Below are 13,292 nucleotides of genomic sequence, written 5' to 3'. Positions count from 1 at the left end.
CTGGCGAGGAAACGTGTGGCGGGCCTAAATTGGCAGCACACCTTCGCAACCTCCCGGAGACAGCATGAAGCAGCACGCCGTGTTAGCCAGCATTGCCCTGGCGCTCGTTACCACCACCCCATTGGCGCAGGGCAACGACACCCTCGCAAAACTGAAGGAAACCGGCAGCATCACGCTAGGTGTTCGGGAGTCGAATGTTGCAATGTCGTACGCGCTCGGAGACGGTCGCCATGCCGGCTTCCACATCGACCTGTGCCACCGGGTCGTAGCCAACGTGGAAAAGGCGATCGGACGCAAGCTGGACATCAAGTACCAGTTGGTCACCTCCCAGAACCGGATTCCGCTTCTGCAAAACGGCACCATCGACATGGAGTGCGGGTCCACGACCAACAATGCCACGCGCCAGAAGGACGTCGCATTCCTGCCCACCACCTTCGTGGAGGAGGTGCGGATCGCCGTGAAGAAGAATTCGGGGATCGACTCGCTCGAACAACTCGACGGCAAGACGATAGCCACGACCACTGGTGCGACCTCGGTTCAGCATTTGCGCAAACACCAGCGGACGGGAAACGTGAGCTTCAAGGAGCTGCATGGCAAGGACCACGACGAGAGCTTCCTGCTGCTGCAAAGCGGACGTGCCGATGCGTTCGTGCTGGACGGCGCCATCCTCGCGGGCAACATCGCCGTCTCGAAGAATCCTGCCGAATACAAGATCCTGCCGGACGTGCTGAATGTCGAGCCGATAGCGATCATGGTCCGCAAGGACGATCCGCAGTTTCGCAGGATCGGGCAGGAAACCGTGGCTCAAATGGCCAAGTCAGGAGAGTTGGCCACGCTTTGGGACAAGTGGTTCATGAAGCCCATTCCGCCAAAGAACGTAAGCGTTGGATACCCGCTGAACGAGAGCACGCGTCAAGCATGGGCGGACCTGAACGACAGGCCGATGGAAGACTATGCGAAGAAGTAGGCCTGCACGGGGCTTGCCCCCGGGCAGGAGCGCAGCGGACAGTGGAGGACAGACATCGAACGCGATGGCCGGGCGTTCGCCGGTGCGGCAGCGAATGTCCCTTGCACGAGATCGCCCGGCCTGGAGGACTGCGCTACTGCGCGCGCTCCATCCTCGCCTTGGTCGCTGCCTCGGCGGCCTCCGGCGAGAAGGCTTCCAGCGGAACGCCGCCTGCCGGCTTGCGAACGTCGATCGGCGGCGCTCCGGTCGCCGATGTGGCGCTGCGGGCGTTCATGGACTTGTGTGCGGTGAGCGTGAGTGCCCCCACGACAAGGACAGCGAACAGCAGCGAAAGAAGTTTCATGATTGACAGCACTCCAGGTGGCGCGGTGCGGTGTCGCGATGATGCCTGACGCGAGATGCGCCTCAAATCGCTCGGCGCCGCAAGACAGAAGCGCTCCAGCGCGCCGCGTCAGGTCCTGAAGTCCACCTGGCCCGGCCGCCCGGGCAGGTGCAGGCGGGCCGACGAAGGCGCCGTCTCGGCGACCAGGCGGCCGCGTCGCCACACCTTGAGCCGGGTGGCGCGCAGGCGTATCGCCTCGACCGGGTCGCGCGCCTGCAGCAGCACCAGGTCGGCGTTGCAGCCGGCCTCGAGTCCGTAGCGCTCCAGGTGCAGCAGCCGCGCGGGGTTCGTGGTGACGGCGTCGTAGCACTGGCGCATGGCCGCCTGGCCTGTCATCTGCGCCACGTGCAGCCCCATGTGCGCCGCCTCCAGCAGGTCGGCCGAGCCGAGCGGATACCAGGGGTCCATGACGCAGTCGTGTCCGAACGCGACGGTAATGCCCGCCGCGAGCAGCTCCGGCACACGGGTCATGCCCCGCCGCTTCGGATAGCTGTCGTGGCGGCCTTGCAGCGTGATGTTGATCAGCGGGTTGGCGACCACGCCCAGGCCGGCCTCGGCCATGAGGGGGATCAGCTTGGACACGTAGTAGTTGTCCATGGAGTGCATGGACGTGAGGTGCGAGCCCGTGACCCGCCCCTGCAGTCCCAGGCGCTGCGTCTCGCTGGCCAGCACCTCGACGTGCCGCGACAGCGGGTCGTCGCTTTCGTCGCAATGCATGTCGATCAGGCGGCCCTGCTCGGCGGCCAGCTCGCACAGCAGGCGCACGCTCTCGGCGCCCTGCGCCATGGTGCGCTCGAAGTGGGGGATGCCGCCGACCACATCGACGCCGAGCGCCAGCGCGCGGCGCAGGTTGTCGAGCGCCCCGGGCGAGCGCAGCAGGCCGTCCTGCGGAAACGCCACCAGCTGCAGATCGAGGTAGGGCGCGACGCGGCGCTTGACCTCCAGCAGCGCCTGCACGGCCAGCAGCGAAGGATCGGACACGTCCACGTGCGAGCGGATGGCGAGCAGGCCGCGCGCCACCGCCCAGTCACAGTAGGCGAGGGCGCGGTTCATCACGTGCTCCTGGGTCAGCTGCGGCTTGAGCTCGCCCCACAGGGCGATGCCCTCCAGCAGTGTGCCGCTGGCGTTGACGCGCGGCTGGCCGTAGCTCAGCGCCGAATCCATGTGGAAGTGCGCATCGACGAAGGCGGCCGAGAGCAGCTGCCCTTGCGCATCGACGGTCTCGACGGCAGGCGCCTGCAGCCCGGGCGCCACCTGCACGATGCGGCCGTCCTGCACGGCCACCGACATGCCGGTGCGGCCGTCCGGCAGGGACGCGTTCAGCAGCAGAAGGTCGAGCATGGACAGCGGCCTTGCATGGCGGCATCGTACCTGCGATGGCCGGGATCGGCCCACCAGAGCCGGGCGCCGATCTACCGCTTCCGTGGCGGCCGTCTCGCCGGGCCGGCGCGCAAGGCGCGCAGCAGCAGCGCTGGCTCGACCGTCGAGCAACCGTTCGGACGTATCGACCACCGGGCGTGACGCCGAGGCGCTGTGCGACAATCGGCGCCGCTCCGGGGTGCACGCGCGACGTGCTGAGATCCAGACCCGTGAACTTGATCCGGTTCGTACCGGCGTAAGAAGAGCCCAGCCTCCCGGCGCGCACCGCGCCGGCCGCAGGTCCCTCCTTCGGAGCACCCGAGTCCGCTTGCGAAGGAGGTCCGATTGAGCGTTCACATTACTCCAGGCGCCGCCGAAGCAGCTGCCCGCACGCTGCGCTATGCGCGGGTGCTCGTCATCGCAGGCTCGGACAGCGGCGGCGGGGCCGGCATCCAGGCCGACCTGAAGACGCTGTCGGCACTGGGCTGCTTCGGCATGACCGCCATCACGGCGCTCACGGCGCAGAACACGCTCGGCGTGCGCGCCATCCACCCGGTGCCGTTGGACATGCTGCACGCCCAGATCGACGCCGTGCTCGAGGACATCGGCGCCGACGCGGTCAAGATCGGCATGTTGCACAGCGCCGAGACCGTGCGCGCGGTGGGACGGGCCATCGACCGCCATCGGATGGAGCACGTGGTGCTCGATCCGGTGATGGTCGCCACCAGCGGCGCCCGGCTGATCGACAGCGAAGCCGTCGATGTGCTGCGCCGCGAGCTGTTCCCCCTCGCGGCGCTGGTCACGCCCAACCTGGATGAAGCCGCCCTGCTGGTGGGCCGCCCGCTGGCGAACGAAGACGACATGCACGCGGCGGCGCAGCAGCTGCTCGCCGGGGGAGCGCGGGCCGTGCTGCTCAAGGGAGGGCACCTTCCGAGTGACACCGTGAGCGATCTGCTGCTGCAGGCCGGCGCGCCGCCGATGTGGCTGCGCGCGCGCCGCATCCGCACGCTCAACACCCACGGCACCGGCTGCTCGCTCTCCAGCGCGGTCGCCGCGCACCTGGCCCGGGGCCTGCCGCTGGCCGAGGCGGTGCGCGAGGCCAGCGCCTATGTGCGCGGCGCCCTGCAGGCGGGCGCGGCGGTGCGCACCGGCGGCGGCAGCGGTCCCCTGAACCACGCCTGGCAGCCGCAGCCGATGCAGCTGCTCGCACTCGAAAAATGACCGCCTCGCTGCCCGCCCACACCGCGCTGCTGGTTGCGGACCTGCTCGAATTCATCGCGCAGGGCGGCTGCACCGACGACGAGTTCGACGCCATGGCCGCGCGGCTTTTCGCGCACCAGGTCGCGCACAACGGCGCTTACCGGCGCTTCTGCCAGCGCCGCGGCATCACGCCGCGCCGCGTCAGCCGCTGGCAGGACATTCCTGCCGTGCCGATCGGCGCCTTCAAGGAGGCCACGCTCAGCTGCGAGCCGACCGAGGCCTGCGAGCGCGTCTTCATGACCAGCGGCACCACGCGCGCGGAGCTGGTAGGCCGCCACTGGCACCCCACCATGGCCGTGTGGGACGCTTCGATGCTGCGCAACTTCGCTCGGCGCTTCATGGCGGGCGAGGATTCGCGCATCCCGATGGCGGTGCTGTTTCCGCCCGAATCGGAGCTTGCCAACTCTTCGCTCGCGCGCTATCTGTCGCAGGCGGTGCGGCACTTCGGAAGCGCCGGCAGCGCCTGGTTCGTGACCACCGCCGGCATGGACACGCCCGGCCTGCTGGCGCGCCTGCGCCAGGCCGAGCGCAGCGGCGAGGCTTTCGCCGTGCTGGGGGCGAGTTACAGCTTCGTGCACCTGCTGGACACACTTGCGGCCTCCGGCGAGCGCCTGCGGCTGCCGGCCGGCAGCCGCATCCTCGACACCGGCGGCATGAAGGGCCGCTCGCGCGAGGTGCCGCCGGCGCAGTTCTACGAAGCACTCGCCGATCGCCTGGGCGTGCCGCGCGAACGCTGCATCAACATGTACGGCATGACCGAGCTGAGCACACAGTTCTACGACGCGGGCAACGCGGTGCTGCCCTCGGTCAAGTCGGGCCCGCACTGGATCCGCTCGCGCGTCGTCGATCCGCTCAGCGGCGCGCAGCTGCCGGCCGGCACGCGCGGCATCCTGGTGCACTGCGATCTGGCCAGCTTCAACTCGGCCACCACCATCCTCACCGAAGACGTCGGCGTGGCGGTGGAGGGCGGCTTCCACCTGCTCGGGCGCGCCGAGGGCGCGCAGGCCAAAGGCTGCTCGCTCGCGGCCGAAGAATTCCTGCAGGCGAGCACGCCATGAGCACGCTCTGGAGCGCCGGCTACCTGCCGCCCGCGTTCGACCGCGACGCGGCGCAGTGGCAGCGGCTCGCATTCGACGGGGCCCGCGGCCCGCTGGTGGTGGAGGTCCCCACGCTCGCGCCGGCGCAGATGCAGGCGCTCGCCCGCTCGGTGCGCGACGCGGGGCGAGCGCATTTGAAACCGCTTCCGGTGTCGGCCATCGTCGCCGTCATCGACCGGGCGGTCGCCCGCTTGCTCGATGCCGACGATCCGCTGCGCCGCGAGGCCGATGCGCTGCTGCCCCGCGTCACCGGGCTCGATGCAGAGATGGTGAAGCTCGCCCTCACGTCGTACCTGCGCAGCTTCCGTGCACCGCAGCTGCACCGGTTCATCGCAGAGGACTTCTCCAATCCCAAGGTGCTCGACGAGTTCCAGCCGGCGGTGAAGGGCGGTGCGGTGCGCGCGCTCGGGCCCCGGCTGCTGGCGCACAGCTGGAGCGGCAACGTGCCGGGGCTGCCGCTGTGGAGCCTGGTCAGCGGCCTGCTGGTCAAGGCGCCGTCCATTGGCAAGCTGCCCAGCGACGAGCCGGTGTTCGCGTCGCTGTTCGCGCGCGTGCTGGCCGAGGTCCATCCGCCGCTGGCCGACTGCCTGGCCGTCGTCTGGTGGCGGGGCGGAGCGTCCGAGCCGGCCGCCACGCTGTACCGCGAGGCCGACGCGGTGCTCGCCTACGGCGGCAGCGCCGCCGTCGAGCAGGTGCGCGCACAGGTGCCCGCCGCCACCCGCTTCCTGCACTTCGGCCACAAGCTCGGCGTTGCTTTCGTCGGCCGCCGTGCGCTGGACACGCTGCGCGCGCCGGCGACCGCCCGCGACGCGGCCCACGACATCGCGCGCCATGACCAGCAGGGCTGCTATGCGCCGCACGTCTTCTACGTCGAGCGAGGTGCGCGGGTTGCACCGCGCGAGTTCGCACAGTACCTCGCCGCCGCACTGGCGAGCGTCGAGCACCGACACCCGCGACGCCCGCTGGCGTTCGAGGAAGCCGGCGCCGTCGCCGGCTGGCGCCATGCGGCCGAGCTGCGGGCACTGTCCGACGCGGGCGAGCACGACGATGCCGCTGCGCTGATCGGCGACGAGCAGGCGGCCTGGTCCGTGGCCTACTCGCCCCGGCTGCTGCCGCTGGCGCCCACGGCCGGTCTGCGCTGCGTGCAGGTGATCGCCGTCGATCGGCTGGAAGACGCGGTGGACTGGCTCGCACCCCACGCGCAGGTGCTGCAGACCGCCGCCGTCGCGGTGGAGCCGGCGGCGCTCTACGGCCTCTCGGAGCGGCTCGCCGCGGTGGGCGTGACCCGCATCTGCGCCCTCGGCGCGACCAGCGCCCCGGAGGCGGGCTGGCACCACGATGGCCGCTTCAACCTGCTCGATCTCGTGCGCATGGCCGAGATCGAGCAGTCGGCCGAACGCGCCGCCGAGCCGCTGGCGCCCTATGCGCAGGAGCAGGCGCCATGAGCTTCCTCAGGCTGCAGGGTGTGGACTACGGCGTGCCGGGCTGGCCGCGCCTGTTGCAGGGGATCGATCTCGCGCTCGACGCCGGAGAAATCCACTGCGTCGTCGGCCGCAGCGGTTGCGGCAAGACCACGCTGCTGAAGCTGGCGGCCGGGCTGGTCGCGCCGACGGCAGGCGAGGTGCGGCTGCGCGGGCATCCGCCGGCGGCGGGCCGCGCCGATGTCGGCTTCGTGTTCCAGTCGCCCACGCTGCTGGAGTGGCAGCGCGCGATCGACAACGTGCTGCTGCCGGTGTCGCTGCAGCGCAAACCACTGCCCGCCGATACGGAGCGGGCCGCCGCGCTGCTCGCGCAGCTGGGCCTGGGCGACCACACGAGGCACTACCCGCGCCAGCTCTCGGGCGGCCAGCAAAGCCGCGTGGCGCTGGCGCGCGCGCTGGTGCTGCGCCCGGCGCTGCTGCTGCTGGACGAGCCCTTCGCGGCGCTCGACGCCATCACGCGCGAGGAGCTCCAGCGCGACCTGCTCAGGATGTGCGGCGACCAGGGCACCACCGTGCTCTTTGTCACGCACGACATTGCCGAGGCGGTGTTCCTCGCCGACCGCGTGTCGGTCATGGCGGCCGGGCGCATCGTGCGCCGCCTCGCCGTCGATCTTCCCCGCCCCCGTGCCACGGCGCTGCGCGACGACCCGGCCTTCGCGCGCCACAGCACGGCGCTGCGCGCCGCCATGGACGCGCCGCAGGAGCTTGCGGCATGAGCCGCAGCGCACGCCGCATGGGACTGGCGTCCCTCGCGCTCCTGGCCGCGCTGCTGCTGGCCTGGGAGTGGGCGGCGCGCAGCCTCGGCCTGTCGGCGCTGGTCCTGCCGGCGCCATCGCGGGTGGTGCAGGCGCTGCAGGCGGGGCTCGCCTCGGGCTATTTCTGGCCCCACCTGCGCGCCACGGCGCTGGCCCTGCTGCTGGGCGTGGTGCTGGGCTGCGGCATCGGCTTCGCGGCCGGCATCGCCATGGCCGAATCGCGGTGGCTGCGGGCGCTCTTCATGCCGTACGTGGTGGTGAGCCAGGTCGTGCCCAAGCTGGCGCTCATGCCGTTGTTCATCCTGTGGTTCGGCTTCGGGCTGACCTCCACGGTGGTCATCACCGCACTGATCTGTTTTTTCCCGCTGCTCGAGACCACGCTCACGAGCTTGCGCCAGGTGCCGCCGGAGCGGCTGGAGCTGTTTCGCATGCTGGGCGCGAGTCGCGCTCAGGTGCTCTGGCGGCTCAAGCTGCCCACCGGGCTGCCGGGCATCCTCGCCGGCCTGCGGGTCGCCGTGATGCTGGCGCTGGTGGGTGCCGTCGTGGGTGAGTTCATGGGGGCGAGCCAGGGGCTCGGTGCGCTGGTCATCGCTGCGCAGGGGACCATGGACACCCCCCTGATGTTCGCCGTGCTGGTGCTGATCGCGCTGCTCGGCATGTGTGCCTACCAGGCCACCCTGCTGCTCGAGCGCTGGCTCCTGCGGCCCTACGCACCGGTTTCATGAAACCCGCACAAGGAGAAAACGAGATGCACCACGCCAAGCCCACCCGTCGCGCGCTACTGCGCATCGCTGCGCTCTCCGCGGCCGCCGCGCTGTCGTCGGCGGCAAAGGCGCAGGCGCCCGCCGGCTCGCTGGAGAAGGTCACCGTCGCCGGATGGAGCAAGCCCATCACCGAGGTCATGCCGCTGCTGGTCGAGGAGGACAAGGGCTTCTACCGCGCACAGGGCGTCGCGCTGTCGTACGTGCCCGGCGCGGGCGGCGGCGACGCGATCCGCAACATCCTCAGCGGCCAGGCGGACGTGGCCTTCACCGACCCGGGCTCGCTCTTCGCCGCGCTCGACAAGGGGGAGAAGCTGCGCGCCATCTACGACATCTATCCCCAGAACGTCTTCAACGTGGTGGCCCTGAAATCCAGCGGCATCACGCGTGCGGCCGACCTCAAGGGCAAGCGCATCGGCGTCTACAGCCTGGCCAGCGGCACGCGGCAGAACCTGCTGGTGCTGCTGCAGCAGGCGGGCCTGAAGGAGAGCGACGTCACCATCGTGGTCACCGGGCTGCTCAATTTCGCGCCGCTGCTGCAGGGCCAGGTGCACGCCACCGCGGCGACCGACACCGGACTGGCCATCGGCCGCCGGCGCGGGCTGGGCGAGGTGAACGTGATCGAGGTGCGCGACGCGCTGAATGTCTCGAGCGACCTCTTCGTGGTGCGCGACGAGGTGTTCCGCCAGCGCAAGGCGGCGCTCGTGCGCTTCCTGCGGGCCTACCGCGACGCCGCGGCCTGGATGATCGCGCAGCCCGAAGACGCGGCCCGGCTGGCCGCGCGCCGCGCCATCGACGGCAGCGACCCGGCCCTGGCCCTGGACATCGTGCGCCTGCGCAACGCATCCACCGTCTCGCCCCGCACGCAGCGCGAGGGCCTGGGGGCGATGGACCTGGCCTCGCTGCAGGCAGCGGCCGACACCTACCACCGGCTCGGGCTGATCCAGCGGCCGCTGAACATGGCCGAAGTCGTGCGCGCCGACCTGCTGCCGGGCCACTGACATGCAGCCAGGGGAGGGCGCAGGCATGGACTTTTCGGGCAAGGTGGTGCTGGTCACCGGGGCCGGGCGCGGTATCGGCGCGGCCCTGGCGCGGGCCTTCGCGGCACGCGGTGCGGCGGTGGCGGTGAACTACTTGCGCCGCGAAGCGACGGCACGCGCCGTGGCAGACGAGTGCCGGGCCGCGGGCGGCGATGGCGTGGCCCTGCAGGCCGACGTCAACGATGCAGGCGAGGCGGCAGCGCTGGTCGAGCGCACGGTGGCGGAGTTCGGACGCATCGACGTCCTGGTGAACAACGCCCTCGCACCCTACGCCTTCGATCCGGAGCAGCGCAAACGCTTCGGCGAACTCGCCTGGGCCGACTACCAGCAGCAGTTCGACGGTGCCGTGGGCGCCGCGTTCCACACCTGCCGGGCCGTGCTGCCGCACCTGCGCCAGCGCGCGCAGGGCGCCATCGTCAACCTCGTGAGCAACCTGGTCGAGCACCCGCTCGTTCCGTACCACGACTACACCACCGCCAAGTCGGCGCTGGTCGGCTTCAGCCGCAACCTGGCGGCCGAGGTCGGGCCGTTGGGCGTGCGCGTGAACTGCGTCGCGCCGGGGCTCGTCTACCCGACCGAATCCAGCGCCGGCACCCGCGCCGCTTTTCGCGATGCCGTCGCCGCCGCGACGCCGTTGCGCCGGATCGCTCGCCCCGAGGACATCGCCGGGCCGGTGCTGTTCCTGGCCAGCGAATGGAGCGGCTTCATGACCGGCCAGGTGCTGTTCGTCGATGGCGGCCTGGTGATGAGGTGAACCGCATGTCCGATTTTTCTTCCGCCCCCGATCTCGATCTGCTGCCACCCGGCGCCGCCGCCGCTGCGGTGCCCGCGCTGGCCGCCGCGCGGCGAGCGGGCGCACGCACCGTGTGCGTGCTCGACGTGCCGCAGCCGGACGGCACCCGACTGCATTGGCTCGACACGGTGCATGCCCGCGGCTGGCTCAGCAGCGAGTCCCGCATCAACGACATCGCCAGCAGCGGCCACGGCAGCCACAGCAACAACAGCGGCCACAGCAGCAGCGCCGGCAGCGCCGGCAGCGGCAGCGGCAGCGGCGCAAACCCTGTTGGCGCAGTCGATCGCGGGACCGCCAGCCGGCCCGAAGCCCACGACGTTCACGGCACGCGCGGTGCGGCGAGCGAGCGCGGCGACCGCTTCCGGCGCGCGTTCGGCGAGGCGCGCGCGCGCGGCTTCGTCGGCGCCGACTCGGCGATCCTCGCGGTGCTTGCGCTGGACGGCGCACTGCCGCGCCTGTCGTGGTCGGAGGCGCCGGTGTTCGCCGTTGCCGCGGCGGTGGCCGGCGAGCGCAAACCGCTCGGCATCTACGCCCTGCTCGAGAGCGCGGCGCGGCTGCGCGAGGTGCTCGCGGCCGGCGTGTCTACCGTGCAGCTGCGCATCAAGGCGCCGCCGCAGCCGGACGATGCCTGGCGCGCCCGGCTGCGCGAGGCGCTGCAGGACGGCATCGTTGCCGCGCAGCAGGCAGGCGCCGAACTCTTCGTGAACGACCACTGGCAGGAGGCTCTGGCACTCGGCGCCCCGGGCGTCCACCTCGGCCAGGAAGACCTGCTCGCGCTGGGCGACGCGGGGCGCGCCGCGCTGCTGGGCAGCGGTGTGGCGCTGGGCGTGAGTTCGCACAGCCTCTGGGAACTGTGCCGCGCACGCGCACTGGCGCCGCGCTACATCGCCTGCGGTCCGGTGTGGCCCACCACGACCAAGGACATGCCCTGGGTGCCGCAGGGGCTGGACAACCTGGCCTGGTGGTGCCGGATGGCGCAGGCGCCGGTCGTGGCCATCGGCGGCATCCTCACGCCCGAGCAGGTGCGCGAAGCCGCCGCCTGCGGTGCCGACGGCGTGTGCGTGGTGCGTGGCCTGGGCGACGCCCCCGCCCGCGTGCTGCCCGCGTTGCAGGCGGCCTTCGCGCAGGGGCGCGCTGCGGTGCCGACCCACGCTGCAGCGCCCGGCGGGCCGCACCCGACGCTGCCGGTGGAGTGACCATGGCGCTGCACTCACCAGCCACTCCCCGCAGCGCCGTTGCCGGGGCCGGATTGCTCGGGCGGCTGCTCGCCTGGCAGCTCGCCCGACGCGGCCACCACGTCGAGGTGTTCGACCCCGCTGCGGGGCCCGACGCACGCGGCGCGGCCGGCTGGACCGCCGCCGGCATGCTCAGCCCCGTGGCCGAGCTGGAGTGCGCCGACGAGCAGGTGTACGCGCTGGGCCTGCGCTCGATGGCGCTGTGGCCGCGCATCGCAGCCGACATCGGCGCGCCGCTGGGCCTGCGCTTCGAGGGCAGCCTGCTGCTGGCCCATCGTGGCGACGAAGGGGCCGCGCGCCGCGTGGTCGATCTGCTTGCCGCGAAGGCGCCGGCCGGACACGGCCCCGAGCCGCTCGACGCCGCGCGGCTGCGCGCGCTCGAGCCCGGCGTGCAGCGCCTGCCGCATGCCTGGCTGCTGCCGGGCGAGGGGCAGATCGACACCGTGCTCGCCATGCAGGCGCTGGCCGAGGCGGCCGCGGCCGCGGGCGCGCGTTTCCACTGGGGCTGCACCGTGGAGCGCGTCGGCCCGGGCTGGCTGGAGACGCAGGGGCGCCGCATCGAGGCCGACCGGGTCTTCGACGTGCGCGGCACCGGCGCCAGGCCGCAGCTGCCGGTGCGCGGCGTACGCGGCGAGATCGTGCACCTGTACGCCCCCGGGCTCGTGCTGCACCGGCCGCTGCGGCTGCTGCACCCGCGCCACCGGGTCTACATCGTTCCTCGCGCCGGTGAGCGCGTGCTGGTGGGCGCGAGCGAGATCGAGAGCGAGGACCGCTCGCCCATTTCGCTGCGCAGCACCGTCGAGCTCCTCACCGCCGCGCACAGCGTGCTGCCGGCACTGGCCGAGGCGCGCATCGTGCACACCGAAACCAACCTGCGGCCGGCCCTGCCGCACAACCTGCCCGAGCTGCACCGGGCGCCTGGGCTGACGCAGATCAACGGCCTGTTCCGCCACGGCTGGCTCATCGGGCCCGCGCTGGTCGAGCAGGCGCTGTCGGCCGATTCGCAGCACACCTCCATCTCAGACGAGCCACTGTCATGACCACCATCACGCTCAACGGCGAAGTACGCGAAGTGCCCGAGGGCAGCAGCCTCGAGGAGCTCGTCGCCGCCATCGCGGACGCGCCGCAGGCTCTCGCCACCGCCGTCAACCAGCAGTTCGTTCCCCGACAGCAGCGCGCCGCCTGCGTGCTGCGCGAGGGGGACGACGTGTTCACGTTCCAACCCATCACCGGAGGCTGACCATGCCTTTTTCCATTGGCGGCGCCACGTTGGACAGCCGCTTCTTCCTCGGCACCGCGGGCTATCCCTCGCCCGCCGTCCTGCGCGAGGCGATAGAAGCCTCGGGCACGCAGGTGGTCACCGTCGGCCTCAAGCGCCAGCTGGCCGGCGACGGCCAGCCCAACGATTTCCTGCGCATGGTGCGTGACAGCGGCGCGCGCCTGCTGCCCAACACCGCCGGCTGCCGCAGCGCGCAGGAGGCCATCACGCTCGCGCGCATGGCGCGCGAGCTGTTCGACACGCCATGGATCAAGCTCGAAGTGGTGGGCGACGAGCACACCCTGCAGCCCGATCCGTTCGAGCTGGTCGAAGCCGCGGCCACGCTGGCCCGCGAGGGCTTCGAAGTCTTTCCCTACTGCACCGACGACCTGGTGAGCTGCCAGCGCCTGCTCGACGCCGGCTGCCGCATCCTCATGCCCTGGGGCGCGCCCATCGGCTCGGGCCAGGGCCTGCTCAACCCCTCGGCCCTGCGCACGCTGCGTGCGCGCCTGCCCGACGTTCCGCTGATCGTCGATGCCGGCATCGGCTCGCCGCGCGATGCAGTGCAGGCCATGGAGCTGGGCTTCGACGGCATCCTCCTGAACAGCGCGGTGGCGCAGGCACGCGATCCGGTCGCCATGGCCCGCGCCTTCCGGCTGGCGGTGGAGGCCGGCAGGCTCGCCTGGGAGGCCGGCATCATGGCCCGCCAGGACATGGCGGTGCCCACGACGCCGGTGACCGGCCGGCCTTTCGTGCTGTAGCGCGATGCGTCGGGGCGTGAAGGCCGGGTGGCGGGACGCTGCTGCCCATAGTCGGGGCGTGGCGATGCACAGGCTGCTCCACCCCGCGCCGCGCGCATCGTGCCGTGGGGGCACGCATGCGCCGGCGGCTTGGTCGCTGCGGT

The 13,292-nt window shown here is 71.7% G+C and carries 14 protein-coding genes and 1 riboswitch; of the genes, 12 read left to right on the top strand and 2 right to left on the bottom strand.

Features of this window, described 5'->3' with window-relative positions; translation table 11 throughout:
• Positions 1-64 precede the first annotated feature (64 nt).
• Complete coding sequence (locus WG922_RS19585) at positions 65-967, top strand: amino acid ABC transporter substrate-binding protein (RefSeq protein ID WP_340284585.1); 903 nt, start codon at positions 65-67, stop codon at positions 965-967.
• A 133-nt stretch (positions 968-1,100) separates the two neighbouring features.
• On the opposite strand, the gene WG922_RS19580 is transcribed toward WG922_RS19585, so the two are convergent.
• Positions 1,101-1,310 (bottom strand): hypothetical protein, encoded by a 210-nt coding sequence (locus WG922_RS19580; protein ID WP_340284584.1) that lies wholly within the window; start codon positions 1,308-1,310, stop codon positions 1,101-1,103.
• Positions 1,311-1,418: 108 nt separating this feature from the next.
• A complete protein-coding gene (locus tag WG922_RS19575; RefSeq protein ID WP_340284582.1) occupies positions 1,419-2,690 on the bottom strand; it encodes an amidohydrolase family protein in 1,272 nt (423 codons plus the stop codon).
• Between the two features lie 203 nt (positions 2,691-2,893).
• A riboswitch (TPP riboswitch) is annotated at positions 2,894-2,988 on the top strand.
• 65 nt (positions 2,989-3,053) lie between these two features.
• Between WG922_RS19575 and thiD the strand changes: the two genes are divergently transcribed.
• The 11 genes from thiD to WG922_RS19520 are packed head-to-tail and all read left to right on the top strand — an operon-like array spanning position 3,054 to position 13,149.
• A complete protein-coding gene (gene thiD, locus WG922_RS19570; protein ID WP_340284581.1) occupies positions 3,054-3,929 on the top strand; it encodes a bifunctional hydroxymethylpyrimidine kinase/phosphomethylpyrimidine kinase in 876 nt (291 codons plus the stop codon).
• Positions 3,926-5,026, top strand: a complete 1,101-nt coding sequence (locus tag WG922_RS19565; protein ID WP_340284580.1) for a LuxE/PaaK family acyltransferase — start codon at positions 3,926-3,928, stop codon at positions 5,024-5,026. The genes thiD and WG922_RS19565 overlap by 4 nt, the downstream gene beginning before the upstream one ends.
• Positions 5,023-6,510: an acyl-CoA reductase gene (locus WG922_RS19560; RefSeq protein WP_340284579.1), complete on the top strand. Its 1,488-nt coding sequence runs from the start codon at positions 5,023-5,025 to the stop codon at positions 6,508-6,510. Before WG922_RS19565 ends, WG922_RS19560 begins: the two co-directional genes overlap by 4 nt.
• Positions 6,507-7,262: an ABC transporter ATP-binding protein gene (locus WG922_RS19555; RefSeq protein WP_340284578.1), complete on the top strand. Its 756-nt coding sequence runs from the start codon at positions 6,507-6,509 to the stop codon at positions 7,260-7,262. The genes WG922_RS19560 and WG922_RS19555 overlap by 4 nt, the downstream gene beginning before the upstream one ends.
• A complete protein-coding gene (locus WG922_RS19550) occupies positions 7,259-8,026 on the top strand; it encodes an ABC transporter permease (protein ID WP_340284577.1) in 768 nt (255 codons plus the stop codon). Before WG922_RS19555 ends, WG922_RS19550 begins: the two co-directional genes overlap by 4 nt.
• Complete coding sequence (locus WG922_RS19545) at positions 8,023-9,063, top strand: ABC transporter substrate-binding protein (RefSeq protein ID WP_340284576.1); 1,041 nt, start codon at positions 8,023-8,025, stop codon at positions 9,061-9,063. The genes WG922_RS19550 and WG922_RS19545 overlap by 4 nt, the downstream gene beginning before the upstream one ends.
• A 25-nt stretch (positions 9,064-9,088) precedes the next feature.
• On the top strand, positions 9,089-9,856 hold the full coding sequence (locus WG922_RS19540; RefSeq protein ID WP_340284574.1) for an SDR family oxidoreductase: 768 nt from the start codon (positions 9,089-9,091) through the stop codon (positions 9,854-9,856).
• Positions 9,857-9,861: 5 nt separating this feature from the next.
• Complete coding sequence (locus tag WG922_RS19535) at positions 9,862-11,091, top strand: thiamine phosphate synthase (protein WP_340284572.1); 1,230 nt, start codon at positions 9,862-9,864, stop codon at positions 11,089-11,091.
• Between the two features lie 2 nt (positions 11,092-11,093).
• A complete protein-coding gene (locus WG922_RS19530) occupies positions 11,094-12,170 on the top strand; it encodes an FAD-dependent oxidoreductase (RefSeq protein ID WP_340284570.1) in 1,077 nt (358 codons plus the stop codon).
• Entirely contained in the window at positions 12,167-12,370 is a 204-nt protein-coding gene (gene thiS / locus WG922_RS19525; RefSeq protein WP_340284567.1) for a sulfur carrier protein ThiS, read from the top strand. Before WG922_RS19530 ends, thiS begins: the two co-directional genes overlap by 4 nt.
• A 2-nt stretch (positions 12,371-12,372) precedes the next feature.
• Positions 12,373-13,149, top strand: coding sequence for a thiazole synthase (locus tag WG922_RS19520; protein ID WP_340284566.1), 777 nt, complete (start codon positions 12,373-12,375; stop codon positions 13,147-13,149).
• Positions 13,150-13,292: the final 143 nt, after the last annotated feature.

This window comes from Ramlibacter sp. AN1015 (assembly GCF_037726105.1).
Classification (GTDB): Bacteria; Pseudomonadota; Gammaproteobacteria; order Burkholderiales; family Burkholderiaceae_C; genus Ramlibacter.
The sequence above is the reverse complement of the archived record's forward strand: the minus strand, read 5'-3'. Positions and strand labels throughout refer to the sequence as shown.